20 protein-coding genes and 3 pseudogenes are annotated in these 25,515 nt (G+C 37.7%); 10 read left to right on the top strand and 13 right to left on the bottom strand.

The annotated features are described in order from the left end of the window. Window positions 1-144: 144 nt before the first annotated feature. From EIZ48_RS26690 to EIZ48_RS26710, 5 genes and pseudogenes are all read left to right on the top strand, one after another. The gene (locus EIZ48_RS26690; protein ID WP_160658255.1) at window positions 145-2,091 is read left to right on the top strand and encodes a BRCT domain-containing protein; all 1,947 of its coding nucleotides are present in this window, start codon (window positions 145-147) and stop codon (window positions 2,089-2,091) included. A gap of 645 nt (window positions 2,092-2,736) precedes the next feature. Then, window positions 2,737-3,201 carry an ASCH domain-containing protein gene (locus tag EIZ48_RS26695; RefSeq protein WP_160658257.1) on the top strand — a complete coding sequence of 155 codons (465 nt, stop codon included), beginning with the start codon at window positions 2,737-2,739 and terminating at the stop codon, window positions 3,199-3,201. A gap of 45 nt (window positions 3,202-3,246) precedes the next feature. Beyond that, window positions 3,247-3,606: pseudogene (locus EIZ48_RS26700) on the top strand (nuclear transport factor 2 family protein). A gap of 73 nt (window positions 3,607-3,679) precedes the next feature. Then, entirely contained in the window at window positions 3,680-4,102 is a 423-nt protein-coding gene (locus EIZ48_RS26705) for a GNAT family N-acetyltransferase (protein ID WP_160658259.1), read from the top strand. A 213-nt stretch (window positions 4,103-4,315) separates the two neighbouring features. Further along, complete coding sequence (locus EIZ48_RS26710; RefSeq protein WP_160658261.1) at window positions 4,316-4,813, top strand: GNAT family N-acetyltransferase; 498 nt, start codon at window positions 4,316-4,318, stop codon at window positions 4,811-4,813. Between the two features lie 268 nt (window positions 4,814-5,081). Here EIZ48_RS26710 and EIZ48_RS29140 read toward each other — a convergent pair whose 3' ends face one another. Then, window positions 5,082-5,246 (bottom strand): hypothetical protein, encoded by a 165-nt coding sequence (locus tag EIZ48_RS29140; protein ID WP_192928743.1) that lies wholly within the window; start codon window positions 5,244-5,246, stop codon window positions 5,082-5,084. A 499-nt stretch (window positions 5,247-5,745) separates the two neighbouring features. Here EIZ48_RS29140 and EIZ48_RS26715 point away from each other — a divergent pair, with 499 nt between their 5' ends. Next, window positions 5,746-6,225: a P-loop nucleotide/nucleoside kinase family protein gene (locus tag EIZ48_RS26715; RefSeq protein ID WP_160658262.1), complete on the top strand. Its 480-nt coding sequence runs from the start codon at window positions 5,746-5,748 to the stop codon at window positions 6,223-6,225. A gap of 403 nt (window positions 6,226-6,628) precedes the next feature. Beyond that, a complete protein-coding gene (locus EIZ48_RS26720) occupies window positions 6,629-8,149 on the top strand; it encodes an ISNCY family transposase (protein ID WP_160658264.1) in 1,521 nt (506 codons plus the stop codon). Window positions 8,150-8,310: 161 nt separating this feature from the next. On the opposite strand, the gene gapS2 is transcribed toward EIZ48_RS26720, so the two are convergent. Next, the gene (gene gapS2 / locus EIZ48_RS26725; RefSeq protein WP_160658266.1) at window positions 8,311-8,877 is read right to left on the bottom strand and encodes an anti-phage protein GapS2; all 567 of its coding nucleotides are present in this window, start codon (window positions 8,875-8,877) and stop codon (window positions 8,311-8,313) included. Between the two features lie 278 nt (window positions 8,878-9,155). Next, a complete protein-coding gene (locus EIZ48_RS26730) occupies window positions 9,156-9,791 on the bottom strand; it encodes a hypothetical protein (RefSeq protein WP_160658267.1) in 636 nt (211 codons plus the stop codon). A 690-nt stretch (window positions 9,792-10,481) separates the two neighbouring features. On the opposite strand from EIZ48_RS26730, the gene EIZ48_RS26740 reads away from it, so the two are divergent. Beyond that, window positions 10,482-10,694 carry a hypothetical protein gene (locus EIZ48_RS26740; RefSeq protein WP_160658269.1) on the top strand — a complete coding sequence of 71 codons (213 nt, stop codon included), beginning with the start codon at window positions 10,482-10,484 and terminating at the stop codon, window positions 10,692-10,694. Window positions 10,695-10,787: 93 nt separating this feature from the next. Continuing rightward, window positions 10,788-11,024 carry an antitoxin Xre/MbcA/ParS toxin-binding domain-containing protein gene (locus EIZ48_RS26745; protein WP_192928744.1) on the top strand — a complete coding sequence of 79 codons (237 nt, stop codon included), beginning with the start codon at window positions 10,788-10,790 and terminating at the stop codon, window positions 11,022-11,024. 274 nt (window positions 11,025-11,298) lie between these two features. On the opposite strand, the pseudogene EIZ48_RS26750 reads toward EIZ48_RS26745, so the two are convergent. The 6 genes and pseudogenes from EIZ48_RS26750 to EIZ48_RS26775 form a co-directional block, all read right to left on the bottom strand. Beyond that, window positions 11,299-11,668 (bottom strand): annotated as a pseudogene (locus tag EIZ48_RS26750) (transposase); the annotation flags it as partial. Window positions 11,669-11,799: 131 nt separating this feature from the next. Next, window positions 11,800-13,710 carry an SMC family protein gene (locus EIZ48_RS26755; RefSeq protein ID WP_160658270.1) on the bottom strand — a complete coding sequence of 637 codons (1,911 nt, stop codon included), beginning with the start codon at window positions 13,708-13,710 and terminating at the stop codon, window positions 11,800-11,802. Next, window positions 13,691-14,197 carry an ABC-three component system middle component 5 gene (locus tag EIZ48_RS26760; RefSeq protein ID WP_160658272.1) on the bottom strand — a complete coding sequence of 169 codons (507 nt, stop codon included), beginning with the start codon at window positions 14,195-14,197 and terminating at the stop codon, window positions 13,691-13,693. Before EIZ48_RS26760 ends, EIZ48_RS26755 begins: the two co-directional genes overlap by 20 nt. After that, window positions 14,194-15,360, bottom strand: a complete 1,167-nt coding sequence (locus EIZ48_RS29210) for an ABC-three component system protein (protein WP_205298618.1) — start codon at window positions 15,358-15,360, stop codon at window positions 14,194-14,196. The genes EIZ48_RS26760 and EIZ48_RS29210 overlap by 4 nt, the downstream gene beginning before the upstream one ends. Beyond that, window positions 15,350-16,345 carry a ComEC/Rec2 family competence protein gene (locus tag EIZ48_RS26770; protein WP_160658274.1) on the bottom strand — a complete coding sequence of 332 codons (996 nt, stop codon included), beginning with the start codon at window positions 16,343-16,345 and terminating at the stop codon, window positions 15,350-15,352. The genes EIZ48_RS29210 and EIZ48_RS26770 overlap by 11 nt, the downstream gene beginning before the upstream one ends. 241 nt (window positions 16,346-16,586) lie before the next feature. Then, window positions 16,587-17,035 (bottom strand): annotated as a pseudogene (locus EIZ48_RS26775) (IS5 family transposase); the annotation flags it as partial. A gap of 163 nt (window positions 17,036-17,198) precedes the next feature. On the opposite strand from EIZ48_RS26775, the gene EIZ48_RS26780 reads away from it, so the two are divergent. Beyond that, a complete protein-coding gene (locus tag EIZ48_RS26780) occupies window positions 17,199-18,071 on the top strand; it encodes a hypothetical protein (protein ID WP_160658276.1) in 873 nt (290 codons plus the stop codon). Between the two features lie 328 nt (window positions 18,072-18,399). Here the strand turns inward: EIZ48_RS26780 and EIZ48_RS26785 are convergent, their stop codons facing one another. From EIZ48_RS26785 to EIZ48_RS29565, 4 genes are read right to left on the bottom strand one after another with little or no spacing between them, the layout of a single operon-like run. Beyond that, complete coding sequence (locus EIZ48_RS26785; protein WP_160658277.1) at window positions 18,400-19,761, bottom strand: site-specific integrase; 1,362 nt, start codon at window positions 19,759-19,761, stop codon at window positions 18,400-18,402. Then, window positions 19,761-20,297 (bottom strand): hypothetical protein, encoded by a 537-nt coding sequence (locus tag EIZ48_RS26790; RefSeq protein WP_160658279.1) that lies wholly within the window; start codon window positions 20,295-20,297, stop codon window positions 19,761-19,763. Before EIZ48_RS26790 ends, EIZ48_RS26785 begins: the two co-directional genes overlap by 1 nt. A gap of 5 nt (window positions 20,298-20,302) precedes the next feature. Then, a complete protein-coding gene (locus EIZ48_RS26795; protein WP_160658280.1) occupies window positions 20,303-22,303 on the bottom strand; it encodes a site-specific integrase in 2,001 nt (666 codons plus the stop codon). A gap of 8 nt (window positions 22,304-22,311) precedes the next feature. Beyond that, on the bottom strand, window positions 22,312-25,401 hold the full coding sequence (locus EIZ48_RS29565; RefSeq protein ID WP_240153109.1) for a hypothetical protein: 3,090 nt from the start codon (window positions 25,399-25,401) through the stop codon (window positions 22,312-22,314). Between the last annotated feature and the right edge of the window lie 114 nt (window positions 25,402-25,515).

Raw genomic sequence — 25,515 nt, forward strand, 5'->3', positions numbered from 1 at the left:
GTGGGTGTCACCTTAGTAAGTAACGTTTCAAGTAGAAAGATCTAATCAAAAAGCGTTACTTACTAAGAGGAACGAAACTTCCCTAGTTATCGTACAGAAGAGTATAATCTCTACAAAACATGAACGACTTACAGCGGTAGAAGAATGTCAGTATTCACACTAACCAAAGAGCAACTTGATGTTCTTGAAGATAAAAAATTAAAAAGTAATCCAAAGCTAATCGAAAAAACGATTCGGAATGAAGACTTCGACATGCTGGATCAATCGCAGATGAAGTACTTCTTGCGTGTGGCAGATGCGCTTTATCGCAGTGGGAAACCAATCATTTCTGATAAATATTTCGATGAAATAGAGAAGTGGTATAAAGAAATTCACCCTGAAAGTAAGTTCACTGATAAGTTGGATTCAGATGTCAAAGAAAGTGGTAAAACAGTCAAATTGCCACAAAAAATGTTGTCTACCGATAAAGCTTATTCAAAAAAAGAAATTGAAAAATGGCTTGATAGAATTTTAAAAGCAGCACTGAACTTAAATATCAGTCGTGATGAAATCATGATTCGAGTTACTCCCAAGTTAGATGGTTATGCTGCTTATGATGACGGTAGTACTTTGTATACCCGTGGAGATGGTGTAAATGGTCAAGATATTACTCGAGCATTCAAGCGTGGTTTAAAGGTATCTAAAAGTGGCAAGCGCGGGCTTGGTGCTGGCGAGATTGTTATTGATAAATACTATTTTGAAAAACATTTAAGCAAATATTTTGAAAACTCAAGGAATATTCAAGCAGCTATTATTGCTGAGAAGAATGTTGATGATAGAGTAAAGAAAGCTATTAATGATGGAGCTTGTGTCTTTTATCCATTCTCATTAATTAATAATTGGACTGGTATTTATAAAGAGTTATTGAATAACTTTGATAATATTGTAGACAAAATTTGGAATGCGGTTCCTTATGATGTTGATGGTGTTATTCTAGAAGCTATTGACCCTCAAATTAAAGAATACATGGGAGCAACTAGAAAGTTTCATCGTTGGCAAGTAGCTTTTAAAAGAAATGACGAGGCTGCTGAAGTAGAGGTAGTTAGTGTTACGCCTCAAACGTCGAGAACAGGTAGAGTAACTCCAGTTGCCGAACTAGTTCCGACTAGAATTAGTGGAGCGACTATCAGTCGAGCTACAGTGCATCATTATAAAATGGTTAAATCCACTGGTGTTGGGCCTGGCGCTGTGCTTAGAGTGGTAAGAAGTGGTTTGGTGATACCGAAAATTGAAGAGGTAATTAAACCAGTTGAGCCGGAACTTCCAGGTATTTGCCCTAGTTGTCAGTCTCATTTGATATGGGAATCTGATCATCTAATATGCCCAAATAAAAGTGATTGTCCAGCGCAAACTGAAAATACGCTTGTCCACTTCTTTAAAACTCTGGGTAACAATGATGGCTTTGGACCTAAAAACGTTGAGAAACTAACGAATTTAGGAATTAAACATATTCATGATGTATACGGCATAAAAGAGCATCAGTTTGCATCTTACGGATTTGGCGAAAAAACATCCAAAAATCTTTTTGAACAGTTACAAGCAAGTCGAAGCATTGAGATTGAAGATTGGCGTTTTCTTTCTGCATTCGGTGTAAGCCGTTTAGGTGGAGGAAATTGCGAAAAACTTCTTCAAAATTACTCATTAACTCAACTTTTTGAAGCGAGTGTCGATGACATTGCAAACCTAGATGGATTCGCAAAAGTTAGTGCAGAAGCTATTGTTGAGGGGCTAGCAAATATTAAAGAAGAGTTCTTTAAAGTCTATGAACTTGGATTTAATTTAAGTGTTACACCTAAGCTATCAGAACAAGATGATTCATCTTCACCTATTGCAGGAGCAACTATTGTTTTTACTGGAACTATGCTTCAAGGAAAACGAACTGAGATGGAAAAGCATGCCAAATCTTTGGGAGCTAAAGTTGGTAAAACGGTGACAAGTAAAACAACTTACCTCGTAGCTGGAACAAAAGTCGGAGAGACCAAGACAAATGGCGCTAGAGAAAAAGGTGTCGAAGTCCTCTCGGAGCAAGAGTATCTAGATTTGATAAGTTAAGGTAGGTTAATCAGGAGGCAATCTGTTAGCCTTTTTTCACGAAGTGATTTGTATTAGTTGAGACAAGAGCTGACAGATTCCGCTAAGCAACGTCTTCCCATAGTGAATTACCGTAATTACTCATTCATAACAAGTTAATTATATTTTTAGATACTAAGGCAAATTGAAGTGGCATAGAGGTATCGTCACTATTCGCATGTCAAAAAAAAGAGACCGCCAATGGCGGTCTTCTATCTGATGTTGTAGAGAGATTTACAGTTGTTACGGTCAATTTCTCAGGTTAAGTTATAATAATGTAGTGATTTATATGCGTTCAGACACTTTAGGTGGTGCGATTCGATCTGATCGTACACCGTACTCTCAATACAGGCTGAATCATTTTTGCCCCTTTCCGTGTTTGCGCAACAAATCGACGTACAATCTCGTCAGCAAACTCCCCTATATTTACTTATGTCAGGCCGCAGCATAGTGATGCTCAATTTCTCCCAGTTATGCGCATTACATAACTGTCTTTTAGAACTCTCATATTTATTTATACTAAAGAAACTCAATAAAGATACACCTGTCGGTTTGATGGTGTTTTACTCCTGAGAAAAAGCCATATAAAATTGAATTTATCTAACTAAATCAATTGGTAAACCTATAGTGAATGAAATTCAGAAAAAGTTCCTTAACGACTATTTAGACAGCCTCACCCTTGAACAAAGAAATAAATATAACCATTTCTCTGCTGACTATTTTTGTGGTGACGAAGAAAATGCAAATATCTGTACCAAGTTAATCTTAGCTGGCGAAAAAACTGCAACTTGCAGTATGAAGTGTTGGTATGAAAACGAACCAGAGTTAATGCCACAAGTGGGAAATCTCATGGTGGTGACTGACTGGAGTGGTAATCCAACCTCAATTATTGAAACTACCGAAGTATCAGAGAGTAAATTTTCCGATGTCACTGCTGAATTTGCAGCTTTGGAAGGCGAAGGTGATAAATCTTTGGAGTGGTGGCGTAAAGACCACTGGGACTTCTTTAGTAAAGTATGTGAAGAGGAAGGTATACAACCAAGTGAGGATATGATGTTAGTCCTTGAAAGATTTAAAGTCGTTCACAGTTAGAGTTTTTCTAAACCGCTCAAAAATGCCACTTCAACAAACGGTGGCATTTTGATCGAGCAAGAGCTTGCTCTCCACAGACATGAGATCCGTCAAAACCTAACTGAAGTTTCCCGTTTGCTCAGTCCGAGCTTCATAGAAGTCCGTGAATCAGGAACTAGCTACGATTTTAAAAGTATTATCAAAATGATGAATGAAGAAGAAAGTTCAACTGGTTACATTCACGCGCAAGATTTTGAGTGTGTTCAGTAGCCATCGGTGCATTTATTGTTGTACAAATCAGCATGGGTAGATGACAAAGGTGAAACGAGTCACTTTGCAAAGCGTTCTTCTATCTGGGTCTTTACTGGTGAAAACTGGCAAATGAAATACCATCAAGGAACATCTTGCGAAGCATTTGAGTTCTAGCCAGAATTTTTCCAAACTCTCAAAATTATTGCTGCATTATGCTTATTTAACTCATTGTGCATAAAGGAATAACATGAAAATACTTGAAGCCGATCTTTCTTTGAAAGAACAGATAAACAGATTTTATGTAGCACAAGGTTACCATAGCGATTGGTCTGAAACCGAACGTGCATTTGTATGTCTCGATGATGGTGCCGTCGTTGGCTCTGTCAAAATCGAACAGATATATGAAGTGGCAATCCTAAGAGGGATGTATGTGGACGACAAGTATCAAAGACAAGGTATTGGCACTCAATTATTAAGTTACATCGAACCCGTTTTAAACGAAAGGCCAGCGTTTTGTATACCATTGTCACACGCTGCTGACTTTTACAGAAAAATCGGCTTTAGAGAAGTGCCTGAAAGTACTTATCCCAAGTTCTTAGCTGAGCGTTGTGACAAGTATAGAAAAGCTGGCTATATGATAAAGACAATGCATCGAGATCAATTTCTTTAGTATACCTTCGATGCTCGCTATTTCCCGATTTCGAGTATCAACGCTTGTTCGCATGGGATAGCTTATTCAAATATAAGGACAAATTGTCTCATGGTAACTTCCTCTCAAAAGCGAGAGTTGTGACTATAACCTCATGACAAATAGGATTATTGTTATTCTGCTTTTTTGCTGATATATAAGATTCTCTAACTCACTAAACAAAAAGGAAATCTATTGATTATTGTTGAAGCTTCAACTAGTTATTCTGAGCTATATCATGACTATATAACTGAATGCGTCGAAGGTGGCGTAGAACATTACAATGAAGCAATAGGTAATCCAGAAGAGTACCTCAACACGGTTGTGGCATATTCTCAAGGCCAACAACTACCAGAAGGTTGGGTTCCTATCTCAACATATTTTTGTATAGATGATAACCGATTGTTAGGGGCGATAAGATTAAGACATGGCAGTAATGACTATATTGACAACGTTATAGGACATGTTGGCTATGAAACAAGGCCTTCTGCTAGAGGTCTAGGGGTTGCTCAAACGTTATTAACATGGCTGAAAGAAAATATGCTTAATGATGAAGTCACGCTGATTTGCTCTGAAAGTAATATGGCTTCTCAGAAGGTTATTGAGAAATGTGGAGGAGTTTTCATCACCAGCTTCCATGACAATATAGGGAAGAAAGTGGCTTTGCGATATTTATTGTCGAACCATCGCTGATTGCTTCATCCCGATAGCAATCAAAATCACTTCCTTCGCAAAGGCCAGCTTCTGTGGATTTACAATACTAAAGGTTATCTGATGAAGGTTATTAGACCTCTGGCTCTAAATGGCTTCTGCCCCAAAACCATTTAGAGCCAAAGCTCACTCACATGCTGTTCATGTGATTTTACGATACATTTTCTAATCGTGCTTGTCGGTTTAGAACACAACACTAAGGTCGTTAGTGACAGGCTTTCATTCATGGAGCATTGTATGGGAATATTGTTTAATAGCGATTTTTCTTTTCTTCTTTCTTTTCTTCTTTCTTTTTTTTCTTTTGGTAATGCTCAGCTATTTTTTTCTCGAAGAATTTAGTCATAGTTAAGCCATAGCGCTTTTTTATAAAATAAGCGATGATAGCTAAAATAATGAATCCTAATATCGTACCCATAGATTTCCTCTTGATATATGGAATCTTTTCAAAACATTAGGGAGATTTGAAGTGCTCATTATGCCCATTACGGTAAACTCATAGATTAGGCATCAAAGCTGGCTTCTCAACGCCTCTGCGCTTAAACATTTGCTATTACACTCAATACCACAAATCGAACAATAAGTATGTGATCAGATTTAACTCGAACACTCAATAATGCCCCATTCCGACTTAACGTTATTACTCAGTGGCGAATAGCGCCACCAAGTTTGCCATATTTTTCCTTATGTCACGCTTCCAAACGTTGATGCACGGAAACTCTCAATTCCGAGCGAGCGTTGCGTAATTATCCAAGTAAGTCATGCCAGCAGATATACCTTCATTTATAAAACTAAGAAACTTACACATGATCACAACAAAGTCAGAAAGCTATGTGTTATCTTTTGTGAAAGCGCTTTCATTGCAAGGAAAGGCGGGGGGGGGAAGTTTATCCCCCTCGAAATAGGAGTGATATTTGATGACAAACGGTAGTGTTTTTCTTCTTACTGGTAAAGTAGCCTGTGGAAAGACAACATATGCAAGAAAAAAACAAAGTGAGGAAAATTGTTTATTCCTTTCTTTGGATGAAATGGTATTAAATATTTTTGGTGATAATCCAACTAGGGAACAGATAGACAGTTCAGATGAAGGTTGCTGTAACTATCTACAAACTTTGGCTTTAAAGATACTTCAAACAGGTACAAATGTTTATCTCGATTGGGGTTTTTGGAAACAAGAAGAACGTGAACGCGTTCGTCAGTTTTTTGAAAGTAAGGGACATGTTGTTTATCTCTATTACTTCGACATTCCGTTAGATATCCGATTAAGTCGAAATGCTAAACGGAATAATAGTGATGATACGAATTCATTTAAGATAGAAGATAAGGATGTTGCATTATTCGATAGCTTCTATGAAACACCAACTGAAGATGAATGTGATCAAATCATTCGAGGTTAATAATCGCTGTATTTCAATATGAGTTAAAGTTGAGGCAGATTCCGAATAAAGTTGCACGCTGGGGATTTATTAGACTGACCTGCATATCGTTTACAGCTATGCCAGATGAACGGTGCTCGGTTATTCCCGTTAGCGAGCAAAATCACCCAAACACATAACACTAGCCTCTAGTGTTATGCAATACTAAAGATTATCCGAAAATCCGTTTTAGGCATCAGGCTCTCAATGGCTTTTGTCCAGTTGTGAGTTACGATGTCAGTAATGACAATGTGATCACCAAGCGATTCTGTCGTACTTTAATTACCAAGCGACTTTGTCATTACATTAACTACCGAGGGAGTTTGACGGAACTAAATTGGCGTACCTTTTAAAGTCATCAATGGAGCTTTAGAAGGTGCTAAGGATGTTCTATATGGATTCTAAATCCCAGTTCACTGTCGATATTATTTGCAAAGTGATTGATGGCAAAATCACAATCAATAGCGCCACGAAGTTGCTTAACAAATCTAGGAGAACCGTTGAGCGTTACTTGAGTCGTTATCGGAAAGAAGGTATTCGATTCGTTATTCATGGGAATAAAGGTCGTGCTCCAGCAAACAAAATCCCAGAGTCACTCAAGAAAGAGGTGCAAAGCCTCATCCAGACCAAGTACTACGACTTTAATCTGCAGCATCTCTCAGAGCTCCTGACGAAGAATGAAGGGCTCTCGATTAAACGAGAAACACTGCGTACCTGGGCGCACGATATTCATCATGTGAAGCGCTCTAAGCGACGCAGAAGTCGAGTTCGGAAGTATCGGGAGCGTATGGGCTCACCGGGATTAATGCTTCAAATGGATGGCAGTCCTCATCGGTGGTTTGGAGATGAACGCTCTTGCTTAATCGCTATCGTTGATGATGCGACCAGTGATATCCACGCTGAGTTTTTCCCGTCTGAAACCACGGAAGGCTGTATGAAAGTCATGAGAGCTTACATAGAAAAACGGGGTGTGTTTAAGACGCTGTATGTCGATAGAGCCGGTATTTTTGGCGGCCCCAAGCGCAGCAACTTCTCCCAAATGCAGCGAGCTTGTGACGAGCTCGGCATCGAGATTATCTTCGCTAACTCACCTCAGGGTAAGGGACGTATTGAACGCTCCTTCGACACCTTCCAAGACCGCCTAGTACCAGAATTACGGCTGAATAACATCACTGACATGGCCAGTGCTAATTGCTATTTACAAGAAGAGTTTATCCCCAATTACTGGGTCAAGAATGTGATGGTTCAGCCCACAAGCCAGTCTTCAGCCTTCAAGCCGCTGCCACCTGAATTAGACCTAAATGCTATCTGCGTGCAAAAAGAATATCGTACGATACGACGTGATCATACCTTCAGCTTTGATAGCAAAATGTACGTCATCGACTCACCCATCCGTTATTCGATAGAGAATCAAAAAGTGGAAATCCGGTGTCAGTTTGATGGGACTTTCTCAACCTATTTTGGTCATCGCCGGCTTGATATCACGGAGTTGGTAGAGCCTCGGAAGTGCCATGAGTACGGCAAAGAAGTTCAGCGGAAAATAGAAGCACTAGAGCTTGTTGAGCAGCTAGGCAGTGTATCTAAAGCAGCCCGTATCCTTGGCTGCTCCCGCCAAACGCTTTATACCTACCAACAAGTTATGGAAGAGCAAGGCCCCTTAGGTCTGAAGCGGATCAATAAGCCACTGAAACGCAGTAAAAACCGCATTCCCGAAAGCACAGAGGACAAGATTATCGAGCTGACGCTATTGAATCCTCACGGCACATCGATCCAACTAATGAAGTTGCTTAAGCAGCAAAATATCACGGTGAGTATTACTACTATCCAAAATATCTGGAAGAGAGAGCAGCTCAACACCAGAGAGCTCAGAATCAAGCAATCTCAATCAATGAACATTGATGTGTGAGGCGAATAAGTTATTGAGGCTCTAGAATATTAGGGCATGACAGAATCGGTTGGTATTAATCCCGTCATGCTCCCTCAGTAATGACAATGTCAGTAAGCAAGTTGTACGATCTACTCATGACTCACTATCGGATGTGTAAGGTCGAGTATGAGCTACTACAGTTATAACGTGATTATTTTGACGCCCAAACTATGCGCCTTTTTCATTTTACTAGTAATTTCATACCTTCCAGTATTTCCCATAAACAAAAATGATGTTTGTTTACTAACAGTCCCCATAACAATTGCGCCTTTACTCTCCAGTAAACATTTAACTTTTGAGCGAGAAATAGGAAGTGTACCAGTAATAGCAACCTTCATATTATCTATGTCAATGGTATTTAGAATCTCATCTAACGTTGCGAATTCACGCTCAATTTCTTCTAGAGAAATTTCTTTTGCACGCTCACGCGCTTCTTCTTGTTTAAGCTTACGAGAGTCCCATTCATCAATCTTTTGTTTAATATAAGGAAAATCTTGTAGTTGCATGACGTTTTCATCGTGCGTGAAAATAGTCCATTCAGCACCTACATAGCGAATATCGCCATAGCGAGCATCAATAGCTCGAATAGAAATTCCATTTCGAGATAGTGCCAAAGGGACAACGTCTCGAGGCCCACTATCAGACCAAGGGTTGTCAACTTTAATAGCATCCCCCGGATTAATACCTAAAAGATCAAAAACCGTCATACAATCATCCCCATTTTTTCTTAATTAACAGCTGAGATTATATGGCGGTTTATAGATGAAAAATAAACCTTCATCAAAAAACAAGAAGGTAGTCAACTTTGAATTCAGGCGTGCTCTCATCCCTCAAACTTAGGGACAAACCGCGACAACCGCAAGACCTATAGTTCAGTGATGCTAATAAAACATTTACAAACAGTAAGGGCCTTACAAAGCGTTATTGAATACATGAAACTAACAAAACTCGAACTGTCAAAGAACAAAGTCCAGGGCTGATGATATCAGGTAGGCTTTGCCTCTAAATTATCAACAAGGTTTAGTTTGGAAATGATAAACGCACGGTTGCGGTGTGATTCGTCAGCCCCCCAACCTTTTGGGCAGTAGTTCCCCATCAGTTCTTCGTGTGACGAAATACGCTCGATCACTGGCACAAGGTTGTCGTCAAGTTCATTCAGATCCACGTAATATACTTCTCGGTCTGCCATTACCAGCGCTTCACCAATGCGATCCAGCCAGAAACGCTGACCGTCCGGAGTTTGCTGCTCATCCGTGATCATGACGTTGTATGATTGCAGCAGGAAATTGAACACTTCACGGGCAAAGCTGGAAAGAACGTGACCATGAATACCGGCAATCTGACGCCAAACAATCAACTGGGTGTATTTCTTCAAAGGAAGGTAAGCGTTAGGCTCATCGCGTACAATAGTTTTTACCTTGTACACTGTCTCGGCATGCTCTCCTGCACTCCAGATCAGGCAAATGGTCTGAACGATACCTTCTTTTTGCTTTGTCTCTTCGTTGGTTACTACCTTATATCCCGCAGGCTTTACGAAATCTGGCAGCAGAAAATCCTTTGTTTTTGTTTCAAGGAAAGCAGCCGTTTCTTGTCTGTTAGATGACAGCGTGGTGAGTTTCATATTAAAGCCTGTTTCATTAGTTGGAAATACGGTTTAGTTTAATTCTATGATTTCTTTGGTGTGATCTCATGTTGAACATCAGCCCCCGTTTTCTGTTGAACGCATTGCATCCTTTCTATATCACCCCTTGAGATGACACGTCATGAACTCGGAGATTCAATAGATCACCAGCTCCAATCTGGTACGATTACATCAAATTTCTTCTAGCTTAAATGGTTTCTTGCTCCCACTACAACGCTTAATGTTTCTTGAATCCAAAATGCTCCTCTCCCGATGATTAATTCGTTGTCATCCAGGATCCCAGGAAAACTCTGAACCACTTCTGTGTGAATTACTCGGTAATTCGACTCAAAAAAGCAAGATAATGGCTTGAATTTAAAGGGAAGTTTGTATTCATGACCTGGGGTGAAACCGAGCTCTAAATCTAGTGGATATCATCACCGAAATCAGCCTCGACCATGATCCAGGAGACGTACAACATGGAGCTGGTTATGATGCTATTCTTGGGATTGAAGAAAACGTTGTTACTCAAAACTTCAGACCGTCTGTAACAAGATTTCTTAGAGCCAATTTCTAAGCCCGAGAGAAGATGGAACGAGGAATTCTTAACATATCAAGATTGGCCACCTCATGATAAGCAGACGCTTTGTATTACGGTGGCTACGGGGAGGATGTAACAAGCAATGAAAAATGTCTCCATCGCACAGTATACTTGTGATCAAGTCCCCTGAAGGAAAAGCTATTACTATTTTTCAATGTGATAGCGGATGGTTTTGGCTTAAAGCTCTTGTTGATACAGAAGGCTTCCACACTCCGTTTCGTACTATAGATGAAATCGCGCTGTCTCAAGGGCTTATTGATATGCGCTTACTTCACGTTAAAAAAGTACCCTTTGAAGTGTGATTAGAAACGTCGAGTTCTCGATGTCATTTCATAGTGTAAACTTGACCGGTACTGGCTGTTGTTACTACTTTCTGTTGGAATAAGGTTGTAAAAATGATTTTTAATATTGATGAATACGAAGACTTGGATGAAGAGCAAATAGAAAGGCTCAAAATCATAATTTCTCTTGCAACGGAGCTTCACGGAGATGCGCACCTGGCAAAATTGTGGGTACAAGAGAGCGTTTACGGCTTAGGAGGAAAGCGGCCAGTCGATATGATTTCAAACAAGGAAGATTTCGAGATGGTATGCGATCTACTTGGTCGATTAAAACACGGAATTCCAACATAACTGAATCAGTCTTGTGTGAACTGACTCACAAATAGCCAGCTATTAAACCAACGGTCCAACTAAACACAGGCTGCCTTATTAATAAATTGGATTAAATTGGGATGACTAAATATGTTGCGGGCGGGCAACAACCCTAAGAAGAAAAGGGGGCAGGTTTGCGTCAGTTAGAAGATGCTGACACGTCGGTGGACAAAACCTTGTTAGTTATACTCATTAGTTTGATAAAATTCGCATAATATGATGTATTGAAAAGTGTAATGACAATAAAGGAAACATCACCGTACATTTTAAAACCTATAGCATCGATAGCTAGGTGCTTTATCGTACCTCTGGTTTTAGTCTTAAAGGATACATTAATTGTCTTAGCTCTTTTGTTGATGCGGGAATTTTTGCCAGCTTGAAAACAGAGTTAATGAAACCTTGTAACGCTCTTAGTGGCATCGAGAAAACAGGCTTTATCATTATTAAATCCGTGGTAATGGTCAAATCGTTGAATGGGTGAAGTCTGCCTTTTTGTTGTTTTCTGCTTTTGCAGACCACTGCGTCATTGCTTCTTCATCAGTCCAGAACGTCAGTGGACCACTGATTGATTAAGGTTTTGTTGTACTGCTTCAGTTGGTAGTTTTGTAACGAGGTTTCGGCAGCAGGCTTGTCCATTGAATGAACATAGTTGATAGCAGTTTGCGGATTTAGTTCCAAATATTCTGGAAACAAAGCCTGTTTAAAGTAGACCTTTAATATTAAAAGGCCTACATTTAAATTACTGTCAAAAAATTTATTTGAATATGTAATCATTTGGCTCGTAGTATTTACCAACACCATACATGTCATTATTTAGCTCATCACATACTTTAGATGATGTTATTATAACTTGAAAGTCATTTATATCTTTAAATGTCTTCATTAAGTTATGCTGAAGTCGATGACTGCGAGGAGCATTTAAATCACCACATTCAAAATCTAAGATCATAAAGTTAGGAAGCCGACAATATTCATCTAAAATCGATCCCTTCAATATTGACATTTGTAAACTGCTTTTTTTAACAACATTAGAACTGTCAGAGAAAGTAACCCTGCCTCCAATAGACCATTCATCTTTACCAAAATTGATTTCATCAGATAGCGAAGTAGCATCATTAAATTTATGTTCATTACCAAGATCTGATTCTAATAACTTTTTGGCTAATGAAGAAATTGAGCTTAATACATTGAAACGTCTTTCTTTACTTTCATTCTCCATTTGCTTGATTAATTTTTGAATCTTTGTAAGCTCTTCATTTTTTAATTCAACATCTTTCTCAAGTTCATCTATTTTGATAAAGGTTGTCTTTGATGACATGAGCTCATCTATTTCAGATTCAATCTTACTTGTTCTCTTTGCATATTCTTCAATTATGACTTCTCTTTCATTACTAGATGTGGAAGTATTTCTTAGTTTATACTCTGACTCTCTTAGCTCTTTGTTCATTATATCTAAAGAGTTTTTTATACTTAATGATTCGTCTTCTAGTCGAGCTACAGTTTTGCTATTCTGTCTTTGCTGATATTTTAACTCTGATAGTGTTTCAGTATATTTTTCTTCTAAACTATGGCGCGGAATGTCATTTTTACATAGAGCACATTTGCATGAATCAGAGTTATTGTTTTGCTCCTTAATTGCAGAAAAGCAACTTGGGCAATAAGTGAAATTTATTTCTCCTAGAGCTAGAAAAGTATCCTTAGACTCATTCAAAGATTTAATTCTGAAATCTAAACTCTTACCAAATAAAATGCAGTCGGTAATTTCTGAATTGATATATGTTTCTTTTTCAAGTAGATGTTTGATATTTTTAGTGAGATTGGCTATATTGCTAGAAATATTGAAAATTCTTTTGGAAAAATCATCAGGTATGGTTCCAGATGACTCTTTTAACTTTGAAGCCTTTTCGATAAGACAGTTTTTTAACTCTTCATGTTTAGATTTTATTTTACTGTCAATAAACTCCATAGTAGCATCTTTGTCTATTTTTAGTATTTTCCTATATGACTTTATATCAGAGTTGATGCTATCTACTTTCTTATCAAGCTTCCATTTTTTTTGTCTGTTTTTATATAAGCTTAGATCATCAAGGCCTAGAATAAAATCACCGATAGCTTTTCTAGTGCTCTCTTTATCGAACCTCGCATCAACTTCATTTCTGAATATTTTTGTCGAGTCAGATGATTGGCTTAAGTACAGCAACCGAAGCACTTGGTGCATGGTTAGGTTATTATTTTCTGAAGTTATTGATTGCCCCCAACCTAGAGCTTCGAACATGAATTCGGAAAAGCTCATTTTATTTTCACTTCTAACGGGACCAAGTTCTAGAGGTTCACTAATGCTAGATAATGAGTCTTCATAACTCCCTTCAATAACTTCTATGTGAGGTTTTGTATTATCTGTTGCTACAGCTCTAGTTAACGTTATTTTCCTTTCACCTATTGAGGCTTCACATATGACTTTCTCATATTGTTCAATTGGCTCTTTCCACTCCTTTTCTTTAAGCTCACCACCAAGGGAATAGAATATTAGGTCAAGCAAGGTGGATTTTCCTACGGAGTGCTCCCCCCTGATAACATTTATACCATCATGAAAATGCTCGTCATACATGATTTGGTTTTCTTTTATAGCAATAAATCTATTTAATTTAAGCCTTTGATACGTCATATCGATACTCCATCAAACCAGATTTTGATTTGAGACCAGATTCACCATATAATTTTAGTGAACGCATATTTTCAGTAATTAATTTGAATTCAGCGGACTTCCTAAATTGATCTTTATCTAATAAATTAACAATATCTTGTGGTAAGTTGTTTTGCTTTAATTTGATTAGATTATCTCTAGTGTACTCAACTAAATTACGAGATAATAAGTTTATAATTACGTTTCTTCTTATAGTTTTCAATTCAAAAAACATTCTTCGAGGGTTCTCTAGTCTTTCATACGCATCTTCAATTTTGTTAATAATTCTGTGATTGTTGCTACCTTTTCTCGGCCATCGGTCAATACTTTTTAATTGGCAAGGGAATAGGTGATAGAAGTCGGCAATGTGTAAATAGTTTATATTCACAGGTGTACTACATCCAACTAATATGCTTATTATCCTATAAGCACAATGATTCGCATCTTTATATGGATGATAAATTATCATTTTTTCCACCTTATATGGCACTTTCCTGTTAAGAAATACAACATTCCGCTGATCATATCCATTGACATTGGCTGAACAATTGCGATTTCTTTATACAATGGATCTATGATTTTTTCTTGAATGTAAGAATCAATTTTAACATTACTTTCATTAGCTTTTATTTGAGGGATTATGTAACTTTTAAAATAAGAATTTATTTTGCTTAAACAGTGATAGTATACAACCTGCTCTTTCTCTGATAACTGTCCCTTCGATACTCTTCTTGCAAATCTACTTTCTAAATATGCAGCATCTTCCAACAGATCTTCTCTACCACCTTCGATAAGTTTATTATCGAGTCCTATTATATTTCTTCCTGCTCTTGGCGTTAAGAATTCTTGAAAGTCCTCTATCATATTACGATATGCAGGATCTTCTTTAGCGAGGTTTTGAGATGATTCAATTAGTAACTCCAAAGCATTTTTCTGAATAGTTGGTGATATAACATGACAATCAATGTTTTCCATTGAACGGTCTATAACATCTTTGCTTTTTCGTTTTTCAAAAAGGTTTTCACCAGCATAATTTTCTAATTGTTGTAAGATATCTTCATTAATAGCAACACATGAAACATCATTTATCCCCATTGAGTCAGTTAGAATCCCATACAAATATTGCTTGTTCTGTTCTTCATAGTAAATTGGGCTTCCAGAGAATGCTGAGACCTCGTAGTTCTTCGTTTCCTCATGGGCATTTATATTCGCCTTGATATTAAGGCGAATATCTTGTCCACTATCTGTTGGACAATTCAATAATAATCGATCTTCAGTACCACCTTTCCATGCGGAATAGGTAGTTTCATCTGATTGATTATCATCTATAGTGATGGGTTTATATTGTAGGTTACTTCCTAGCTTTGCTATTGCAATGTCATGATCAGTTAATTGATGAATATCAATGATTTCAATTGACTGTGAATCGACACGAATACTATTTTTGTCTAATTCAGCATTACAAGTTGAACACTGCTTATCTTTGCATGTTCCATAATTGTAACAGAATGAGTGCTTACTAGATAAAATATAACTTTTATTGGTAGTGTTAAATATTAATCCGCTACTTGCATTTATCGGATTGTTATTATGATAAACTTCTAAGCAAGTCGTTTGTAATTTAAAACTCATAAATAAATGCCAAGTGGTTGTTATGTGGGTAATTAAAATTTATACCATATTCATCATCAATTCTTCTCATGTTTGAATTACTTTTAGTTACATGAATTGTGCTACTTTTGTTGCTTTCCATTATTCTTAATAAAGTAATTGGTGAAGGATGGCCATGAAGATTATCCGCATTAGAGCAGATTAGATATTCATCGCAATCTAATAATGAAAGTAATGCATTGTTCGTGTTTTTATGGCTACCATGATGTGATACTTTTACTAAGTCATAACTATGTTTATGTTCTTTGTCAAAGCTATCAATTACTGTTGAAGGGTGTGAATCTCCTAATAATAACAGTTTATGGCTACCAAACTCAATATCTAAAGCTAAACTAGAACCGTTCGGCTCTCTATTATCTTCTTGAAAGTAATCGTCACTACTAGAAAATAGAATAGCCTCATCCTTTGAAACGAATTTAGTACTTTTAGATACTTTAATATTTCTTATCTTTCTTCTTTCTGTTACCAACCACTTTTTATACTTTTCTAATTTTTCTACATTAGGTGATCTGAAGTTTATTTTAAAAACATCTATGACTATTTCTTTAAAGTAACCATTATCACCCAGCTCTAGCTCAATTATTTTTTGTTTTATATTACTAGTGAGTGCTATGTCTTGTCTAAGAGATACTTTTCTATCTCTGGCTAGTTTTAATATTTTTTCTATATAGTCATGACTATTAAAAATGAATTTTTCTATCGAGAACCCTGATTTAATGAAACGTTTAAAGCCGCCAATGTGATCATCGTCATTGTGAGTTACAATAGCTAGGTTGATATGTTTATTGGGCAGAATCTTTTCAATATCACTAATCAATCTATCGCTAACGCTTTTCTTACTAGGTCCAGAATCTATCAGAATTGTAAATCCTGAAGTGTTATTGACTAACAACAAACAGTCGCCATTCTCTGCATCAAAGGCGTATAAGGTGACATGATCTGACATAAGCGTGCTCTTAGTGGACTGGAAGTATAAAGCTGAAGAAGTATGTATGGCAGTAAGAAGGCACGCTACCGCCCTCACGTTGCGTTCGCTTCATGCTTATCTTTTGTAGCGAAGTATATGATAGAAAAGGAATATTCTCATGCTGATTCTTTCAGTTTGTGACGTGACTTTCTTTATACAGGGTCTCAGTGGAGCTTGTAGAGGCAGGGGGGACTCGATTAACCATATGTGTCATAAAACGACTGGTATCTACAACAATATGCAGCTTTCGCCAGGCTCTGCGTTTCCCGTCTGTACCGTGCTTTTTATCTTCCATTCACCTTTGCCATAAACTTTAAGACCAGCCTAAGTGCATTATTGCGCTTCTGGTTTTCGTCTTAAACGATACTTCGACTTGTTTAATTCGTCGGCTGATACAGGTGTAGTGCGGGTAGATGAGCGGTATGTTAGCCAGCTTGAACAGCGAATCGATCAATCCTTGCTGCGCCCTCAGTGGTATAGAAAAGACTCGTTTCACCATGTGGTAATGGCTAAATCGCTGAACAGCCGCGGTCTGCCTCGTTTGTGTTGCTTGCTTTGCTTTCACTCCCTTTTATCTTCTTCGTCGATCCAGAAGGTTAGTGAACCGCGGTTGATTAAGGCTTTGTTGTATTGCTTCCAGTTAGTTGTTTTGTAACGAGGTTTCGACATGAGGCTACGGTGCTTGGTGAATGTAGCTGATCAGATCGTATTTTCTTGATTTAGTTCCATCCATCGAATGACGCAACAAAGCCGTGCGGAGCATGTATTCATTGCGATTGTTTACTGATTCTTGTATAACGCGCTCCGCAAAGAAAAGGCGAAGAATCATATTATGAAACATTTAGCACTTGATTTATCCAATCAGTTAGGCATGCAAGCTAACAATGAGAGTACGGTGAAACACTCGTTCGCCCCTGCACAGACAATCCTAAAGTTAATAGAGTTAGCGTTCCTGAATAAGCAAGATTTTGCCAATTTAGATCTTCATAAAGCTCTTACAAACGGGATTCAAGGTAAGGCGATGTACTCACGAAATTTTAAACTTGACGATTGTGATAGCTTATACAACCCAATAGATTTCTTTGAGGTTTCAACCTATGGGGCGTTAATAGACACTCGTAGAAAAAAGCTCCTACATGCACTGATTCGTCATGGAGAAGTTTTACCCCTAAATGTTTGTTCAGGGAATACTCTAGGGTTTGTGATCCAATTCATCCAAGATACTTTGAATTTGAAAACAACAAACTCTTTCAGCTTTGACTATCAAAATTTACCGATTAGAACAAAATCTAACTATGGAAAATGTGTGCTAACAGAAGGGTATTACTGGTTATTTGTTGATCTAAAAAGCCTTAAGAATGTAACTAAAGCCGATTCAAATTACGAAGTGATAGATCTCTTAGTTAAGTTAAGCCTGACACAACTTAGAATTAAAGCTAAGGGCAGCACTGGCAGCACATTGGAAACACTAGCTTTCAATCTAGTCGGATTAAATCAATACCCATTAATCAATGGGTTGCACAATGAAGCGGGTGATTGTACACATACCATTGTTGGTATATCAACCACGTTTCTAAATGCCCTATACCATACCGGTGTTGAAATGATTTATTTTCCATATTACAAAGAGATCGTAGAGAGACTTGATAATAACCAGTTTCGAGAGAAAGCTAACATTAACGAAGAGTTATGGGGAATTTTGTAATGGTTGTTTTATATCCGAAGTCAAATCAACTTTCGAAAAATCCGGTAGTCGGTCAACATCATTGGCTTTTACTGATTAAGTAAGAAAGGAATGTGCAATTTTTTTGCACATTGGTTCTATTTATCCGATCTATCAGGGTGAGATAGAGCAAGAGGTATCTCTCGGCTTTGTTGTACTGCTTCCAGTTAGTTGATTTGTAATGAAGTTTCGGTATAAGACTACGGTGCTTGGTGAATGTAGCCGCTCAGATCATAACTTCCTGATTTGGTTCCATTGAATTATGCAACAAAGCCGTTTACAGACTCCGTAAAGTGTAATGTTAATTAATTCAGATTGAATCGAATTTCCTGAATTCATCGAGTGTTGACAGAAGAGAATCTAGCGCCTCAGCTTCGCTTATTTCCTTTGAGTGAAGTAATGTTGCTATTGTCATCATTTTCCTTACACGGATTCTAATTTGAGTAGAGACTTTGTTCAAATCTGTTTCCATGCCATTACTTTTGTTATTAAGTTCTGAGGCAAGGTGTACATAATTGGAGAGTGTTGAATTGGATGCATGCATAGTTATTTTACGACATGCATTTGAGGCAACATTCAAAATACTAGAAAAGCTCCCTGATGCAGATAATTTATTAAGTGCTTTGGCTATATTAAGAGTGATGAACCTGTGGCGAAAAGAATGGTTTGATAGATGTCTCAGAGCATCGCTATATTTACTGCCGTTAATTACTTTCTTGGCATAGTTTTTTAAGTAAGATGGCTTTATTTGAGTGCCAATATCTGAATCAACAAATATTGCATCATGATCCATGTCAGGGAACATATCTTCAATTAAATATATGTATAATAGAATAACTTGAATATCTTCATGTGTCGTTTGTACATTGCGAAATTTCCCTTTGTACTTCCCTTTATTTATTGGGATATTACGGATAACTGGTATCTTCCCACTTTCAAGTAGTGAACTTGAAGCCTCTTTGATCATTGTTCGATTAATGAGGTGAACTTCGCTGATCCTAGAACCTGTTATCTCAAGCAATGAGGTTAAGGCTTCCCACCTGCTTATTAATAATTGATTTGGTTTGGGGTGGTAAGTGGTGCAGTTGATAGCATCAAGCCATAGAATTAATTCGTGGTCTTGGATGTATTCAGCTTCAGAATTAATGTGAATCAACCCATTTAGTGAGTCGTGATGTAAATACTCTTTGTCTACTGCTCCATTTTTGTATTTTTTGATCTCATAGTGAACACTGAACTCTCTACCGGCATCTGCTTTGCTGGTAGCTAACTTCCATTTAGGGTGCTTTTTTCCGAGGTGCTGAATATATTCAAGGGCAGTTCTACCATGTTTAATTACAGTGTCGTCAAAAATATCTCTACCTTTTAGTAATTCAACATATTTATATAGAGTACTATCATTAATCTCAAAAAGTTCTATAGAGCTTTCTTCAAGAAAATTACAGAATATGTTTAAGCTGTATGCTTTCTTTTCTACAGTTTTAGCTAATGGGCGAATATTATATGTTTGAGCCCCCCCCCCGTATTTGGTAAGAAATGAGTTTGCATCCCAATCAAAAGCACCTTCTTCTTTAAGAATAATAGGTAATGGACAGTCATTTACTTGATTCCTTTTTCTGCTTGTAACAAGAAAGGTAAGATCAGGTTCTTTGGCAACTACTACAGTAGACATTATTTAACCCCCCATACTCTGTTCCTTCCGAGAATTTTAGCTTGAGCTAGTATTAATTTTCTATATGCGGTATCAATCTGCCTATCTTCTCGATGTTCATCTAAAAGCTGCATGTAGGCTCTATATACCTCCGCTAGTGCTACTCGCAATTCTTCATTTTCTTCTTTTAAGTTATTAACTTCATTTTGAGATAACCTGGTGGCGGACTCACCACCATATTTTTTTTCTGGCTTCAAGGTTTTTAAAAGCTTTTTGTTGGCATTGTTAATAGACTCAATTAAAGTTCTTAGTACCTTTATATTATGATCAGCATGAGCTGAGTTGCGAGAATAAGCGATAACACCAAGCTTGCTATCATTCCATTTGTGAACAGATGTCTGTGAAATGGAATTCTTTTTCATTTCTAAACTGCTAGGTATATCTTCAGAGCACTCTATCTTATCAATGAGCTCAGATTTAAGCCTTATAGATTTTGTTATTGCATTTTTCCTATCAATAACCATGCTGGATGTTTCACCTTGCATAAACTTTGGCATGATTCTTACCCTTCTGGATTAATGAAGTAAAAGAAGACATCATTTCCATCAATTTTATGGAAACGAACTTCTTGCCCTGTTTTATTTTTATGTTCATCAATCAATCTACGTACCAGAGGCTCTAGGACAGTAGTAATACTTGTTGATTTTCTAGCTTTGTCGATGATATTCCTCACAGTATCGTCACCACGAATGAACTTGTGTAGTGATGCGCCGATCCGTGCAATTGTTGCCTCTGCTTCATCTATCCATTCATCATCAGGAGATACTTCTGCGTAATGAAATGTCTGATCGAGGTTAGAGTGACCCATGAACCACGACAGTTCATCTAAGCCAACTTGGTCTGAAAAGTTGAAGTACACTACAGCAAAAAGCCTTCTGAATTGGTGTGTTGATGGATACCACCTTTTGTTACCAATCAATGGAGATTCGCTCCAGTCCATAAACATATCAATAGAATCACTTATGTAGTCTTTACCTAAAGAGTGCTTACAGTATTCCCCACCATCTTCACGAGCTGCACTCACTGACCTATATGACAAAACAGAACCAAAAAGAAACAGCTCACTCTCGCTGGAAATAAAACCTCGCCTGTCTTCTAGCTCACAGGCTAGTGATGCGAACTCTAAACCATAATCATATATTAAATCAGGAATTGGCCTATGTACCTCTTCTAGCTCTAAGCGCTCAGAGCTTTTTGGGATTCGCATAACTAAATCAAATAGGCCATCAACAGGGGATTGCACAAAACAATTACGCCTTAGAGTAAGTAATGATGATAGTCGTCCAGCAGAAAAACTGGCGAGTTGTATCCATATTGCGGCAGTGTAAAGCCTCACAGCCATGCCAACCGACATACCATTTCTTAACTCACTAAAGTTGTAATGGACATTATTATCATCCTTTTCCCATGACGTAATGTTTAGACTCTTGAGAGCAACTGGAATCTCGGTGGTCTCATAAGCATATTGTTTGATTTCAGAACTGTATTGCCTACTGGTTGATAGTGCTAAACCTAGCTCTTTTATTCTGTATTCTTCGGCTTTAGATAAGTCAGAGAGGTACTGGCGAATTGCTACCCCATAAACACGAGAGAAATAAAGTGAAGAAGAAATGGCATGAAGAGATACTGATACAGGCATCAATGGTGTTTTAACCTTCTCCACCATTTCCTCAAAAATAGCCCTCCCACCAGAAAAAAGATCCATAGGTGAGTGCTGAAATTTATATTTCTGAGCAGGTCTCGATGTATAAAGAGCTTCTAGTTTAGATATTTCATTAGAGATATTGCTTTCACTAGGAGATAGATCAAAATCTATATCAAACTCACGATGACAAGCATTTTTGTATTCACGCTTATACGCTAGTTTTGAATCGAAACCATTCTCTACATTTTTTAAGTACTGAGTTACCTTGTGTTTAAGGCTATCAAGTTTTCGAGTTGTGAGAATAAGATTAGATTGTATCAGATTCCAATCGATATCACTCTTTGAACTCCAGCGCGTCATTATTAATTCTATCGTTCGATCAAATATTTCCCTTTCGACACTGAAAGATAACAGGTAGTCCTTCAGTTCTTTGAATTTAATTTGCTCTAAGCTTCGAACTAGAGGTTTATTCTTTGCATAACGAAGTTCATTTGCGTGATTTATAAGTTTAGTTGCAGATCTTGTAATATCTACGATCCTTTTTGGTCGTGTAATCTTACCAGTTGTATCAAGATAAAGGAGGCTATTTTGGATGTCGATTAATAATGATTCGTTTATTTTGTCAGTCAGATATTCATTAGGTGCTACGATTCTTTTAAATGAATGCTTTGTTGCTTTATTCTTGTTGTTTTCAAAGAAGGATACCTCAATTCCAAGTTTGGATAACAACCAAGTTGTATCATAAACAGACCGGTTCACCATCCATCGAGGTTTCGGGTAAGTAGAATCATTAATAATGTCTGGCAATTTATTAGGGTCTACTAGTTCTTTGGTTGCCTTTATATTATTTTGTTCCATAATACCTTCTACTTATCTGTTTTAGTTGCAAGTTGCGCCTTGCGAAGTATTTGCTTCATGATTACAGGCCCCTCTGAGATCTTTGCAAGTACAGCTTTACAACTTTTCTTTAGTTCTTCATTTTTACCATTTTTTGCATATTTTATAGCTAACTCGATATTCGATTCAGACACGCAGAAAAAAATCTCTTTTTCTTCTTCATTACCGTTTGGCTTATTAATTAGTTTTTCGTACAAAGTCCCTCCCATATCAGGGTTACAGAATGCTTGTTTTAGTTGAAGCTTAAACTCGTTTTCACTTATGTTTAGTGATTTGGAAGGAGACTCATCAGGTGAGACAGCCATAAAAAGGAATATATTCTGGAAGTTTCTAATTTTAACTCTATAGACTAACTCAGTAAGGTATTTCGGAATGTAGCGATTAAGGGTTGTTTTAACCGAGTTTCCAAAATATGCCGCAGTCTTGAGTGAGTCACCGTTTGACTCTAGATAGATCAAAACTCCTTTTGATGAGCGAACCTTTTTCAGTGTTGCGTATTGTAGGACGGCGCTCTTAGATGATGACTGCTTTCTTATTTTAGTAAAGTTTTTTTGGAATGAAACCACGTTAGCAACTGTGGCTCCATGTGAAGATAGGCATACCCATAGCTCTTTTACTCCTAAGCACTCCCTAATTCTTGAAGTCATTTCTAAAGCCATTTTGAGACAAGTAGCTGCATCTATGTCTTGTGCATCTGTACCAGATAATGAAGTCAAAGAGCCTGTTGCATTTCTAGTGCGAGCATTTCTAGCACGGGGTTTCAGTGCTTTTAACCTTACAGAACCTTCAGTATCTACCTGCACAAATTCGTGTCCGTGACCATCTGAGGAGATTTTTACTCTATAAAGTGGGTAGGCGTTAATCCCTAACTCTTCAGTGATGATAATCTGCATAGCTGATGCAACTTTGGGTGTTAAACCTAGGTAACCAAGTATATCCTCACTAATAGTGAGACCTATCATTTCATGTGGTGTGTCAGCTTTTACCAAAGCCTCAAAAAAATAATCGTAGTAAGCCGTTAGATTTGCATTGCGTAATGGGTGTGTCGAATAAAAAGGGTTTAACTTCGACTTTTTAGAATTAGCATCAGTTCTATCTACGAGTAATTTTTGGTGGTTGATGAATTCATCAAATTGACTCTGTGCGATGATACTTTTCTTGTTGCGAAATTTTTGATACCCCTCATAAACAATCGCTTGAGCATCTGTCACAAGTATATTTAGGTTGTTAGAGAGGTCAGTTTTTAGAGACTCTATGAATGTTGGAGTGTTTACGTATGACTTCTGTTGTGTTTCATCATACATATTAACTTCACTAATTAAAGGATTGTCCTTACGCACCTTCTGTGTGTTCGTACACCTACGCAAATTATCTGGCAACTCAAGGTGTTGAGGCAATAGGCCTTGCTGAACCAATACCATAATTGAGTTTTTTACGTTTTGGAATTGACCATATGCAGAATTTCTTTGCTGATCAGCAAGCAGATTCCCTCTAAATTTAAGAAGTTCCCCTTGAATAACCTTAGGGTACTTATGCCATTCTGGGTTGCTTGCAGATATTTGCCTTAAGAATTTAACAAGTGGAGCTCTGTGATGCTTTTTTATCTTGAAAGTGTTTACGTGCTCTTCAAGTCTGTTTGCAATTTCTTGAGTGCAGCTGGAGTCTAGCGTGTCCTTGAAAATTTCTTCTGCGCTGGATTTATATGAAAACTTATTAGAAACAACTTTAGGTATAATCTCGGACTGGCTGAGTTCGTACTGGGACTTATTAATACGAACAAGTAAGGCTGTTAATTCATCGGCAGAACCTCTCTTAAAATAGCCTGCCTTTATCATATGCTCTACAAGCATTTGAAGTGAGGCTAATGAACTCCTACTGACTGCAAAGGTATGTCTTTGACAAAGGTCTGCTCGTATATAGGTCAGGCTTTCGGTCAGTTTATCTGTGTCGTTGCTATTAAATGCTTCATGCAAAACATCAATGTATGCAACTAACTTGTATGTCAGTGTTGTTTGCTGCAGATTACCTGAACGATAAATAAAACTGGCAATCAAATCAAAAACATCACTATTCAGGAAGCCAGATAAGCTTTCTAGTTTTTGCTCGACCTCATTTGAGGGGCTGGAGGCACTTGTGTTGCCGGGTATATCGGTTTGGATGAAATCATACTTGAACTTAGAGGAAACTTCTTCAGGGATGCCTTCGGACTTACAGGCTTCGTATTGGGATTCACTAATACGGCTAAGTAAGTCCGTTAATTTATCTACTGAACCTTCGTTAAAATAGCCGGCCTTAAACATGTGCTTTACAAGTATTCGAAGGTGAACAACTTTACGCTCATCGATGATTGGGAGGGCATATCTTTGACAAAGGTCTGCGCGGATATAGATCAGGCTTTGAACCAGTTTATCTGTATCGTTGTTATTAAATGCTTCATGCAAAACCTCAATGTACGCTACTAATGTGAATGTCAGTTGCGTTTGTCGCTTCTTATTTGATTGATACACAAAATTAACTATAAAGTCAGAAACATCACTATTCAGGAAGCCAGATAAGTACTCAAGTCTTTGCTCTACATTAATTGAGGGACGGAAGCGCTTTGTGTTGTCGACTGTATCTGCTATGTCTGCTGCGGTGAGTTCATATTTGAACTTAACAGAAACCTCTACAGGAATATTCTCGGACTTACAGGCTTCGTACTGGGGTTTAGTCAGAGTACACATGAGGTAACATAGATCCTCAACTGCCCCCTTTTTGAAATAACCCTCATTCATCATGAACTCTATTAGCAACCGAATGCGGCTAAACCATCCTTGAGCGGCTGTGAAGGTATGTCTTTGACAAAGGTCTGCTCGGATATAGGTCAGGCTAGGAATTAGTTTGTTTGTATCATTATCATTAAAGGGCGTATGCATCAGTTCGATGCATTTAACTAAGATAATCGAAAGCTCCCTTTGCGCTCTCTTGCTCCGAGTACCATTATATTTTCTTATTAACTCATAAACATCATCGCTAAGAAAGTTAGACAAAAACTGGAGTCTTTCCTTATGATTGATCATTTCAACTTCCTTATTGATACTTTCAAGTAGAATAAGCATATTGATTGAATGCGATTCATGCTAGTTTTTGCAAGTGTTATTTCTATATGAACAAGAAAGTGCAAGGTGACACTT

The organism is Photobacterium alginatilyticum (genome assembly GCF_009910675.1).
Classification (GTDB): Bacteria; Pseudomonadota; Gammaproteobacteria; order Enterobacterales; family Vibrionaceae; genus Photobacterium; species Photobacterium alginatilyticum.

Coding starts and splice junctions, on each gene's coding strand:
- EIZ48_RS26690 (WP_160658255.1), top strand. CDS start 145: ATGTCAGTATTCACACTAACCAAAGAGCAACTTGATGTTCTTGAAGAT.
- EIZ48_RS26705 (WP_160658259.1), top strand. CDS start 3,680: ATGAAAATACTTGAAGCCGATCTTTCTTTGAAAGAACAGATAAACAGA.
- EIZ48_RS29140 (WP_192928743.1), bottom strand. CDS start 5,246: ATGGGTACGATATTAGGATTCATTATTTTAGCTATCATCGCTTATTTT.
- EIZ48_RS26715 (WP_160658262.1), top strand. CDS start 5,746: ATGACAAACGGTAGTGTTTTTCTTCTTACTGGTAAAGTAGCCTGTGGA.
- EIZ48_RS26720 (WP_160658264.1), top strand. CDS start 6,629: ATGTTCTATATGGATTCTAAATCCCAGTTCACTGTCGATATTATTTGC.
- gapS2 (WP_160658266.1), bottom strand. CDS start 8,877: ATGACGGTTTTTGATCTTTTAGGTATTAATCCGGGGGATGCTATTAAA.
- EIZ48_RS26730 (WP_160658267.1), bottom strand. CDS start 9,791: ATGAAACTCACCACGCTGTCATCTAACAGACAAGAAACGGCTGCTTTC.
- EIZ48_RS26740 (WP_160658269.1), top strand. CDS start 10,482: ATGTCTCCATCGCACAGTATACTTGTGATCAAGTCCCCTGAAGGAAAA.
- EIZ48_RS26745 (WP_192928744.1), top strand. CDS start 10,788: ATGATTTTTAATATTGATGAATACGAAGACTTGGATGAAGAGCAAATA.
- EIZ48_RS26755 (WP_160658270.1), bottom strand. CDS start 13,710: ATGACGTATCAAAGGCTTAAATTAAATAGATTTATTGCTATAAAAGAA.
- EIZ48_RS26760 (WP_160658272.1), bottom strand. CDS start 14,197: ATGATAATTTATCATCCATATAAAGATGCGAATCATTGTGCTTATAGG.
- EIZ48_RS29210 (WP_205298618.1), bottom strand. CDS start 15,360: ATGAGTTTTAAATTACAAACGACTTGCTTAGAAGTTTATCATAATAAC.
- EIZ48_RS26770 (WP_160658274.1), bottom strand. CDS start 16,345: ATGTCAGATCATGTCACCTTATACGCCTTTGATGCAGAGAATGGCGAC.
- EIZ48_RS26780 (WP_160658276.1), top strand. CDS start 17,199: ATGAAACATTTAGCACTTGATTTATCCAATCAGTTAGGCATGCAAGCT.
- EIZ48_RS26785 (WP_160658277.1), bottom strand. CDS start 19,761: ATGTCTACTGTAGTAGTTGCCAAAGAACCTGATCTTACCTTTCTTGTT.
- EIZ48_RS26790 (WP_160658279.1), bottom strand. CDS start 20,297: ATGCCAAAGTTTATGCAAGGTGAAACATCCAGCATGGTTATTGATAGG.
- EIZ48_RS26795 (WP_160658280.1), bottom strand. CDS start 22,303: ATGGAACAAAATAATATAAAGGCAACCAAAGAACTAGTAGACCCTAAT.
- EIZ48_RS29565 (WP_240153109.1), bottom strand. CDS start 25,401: ATGATCAATCATAAGGAAAGACTCCAGTTTTTGTCTAACTTTCTTAGC.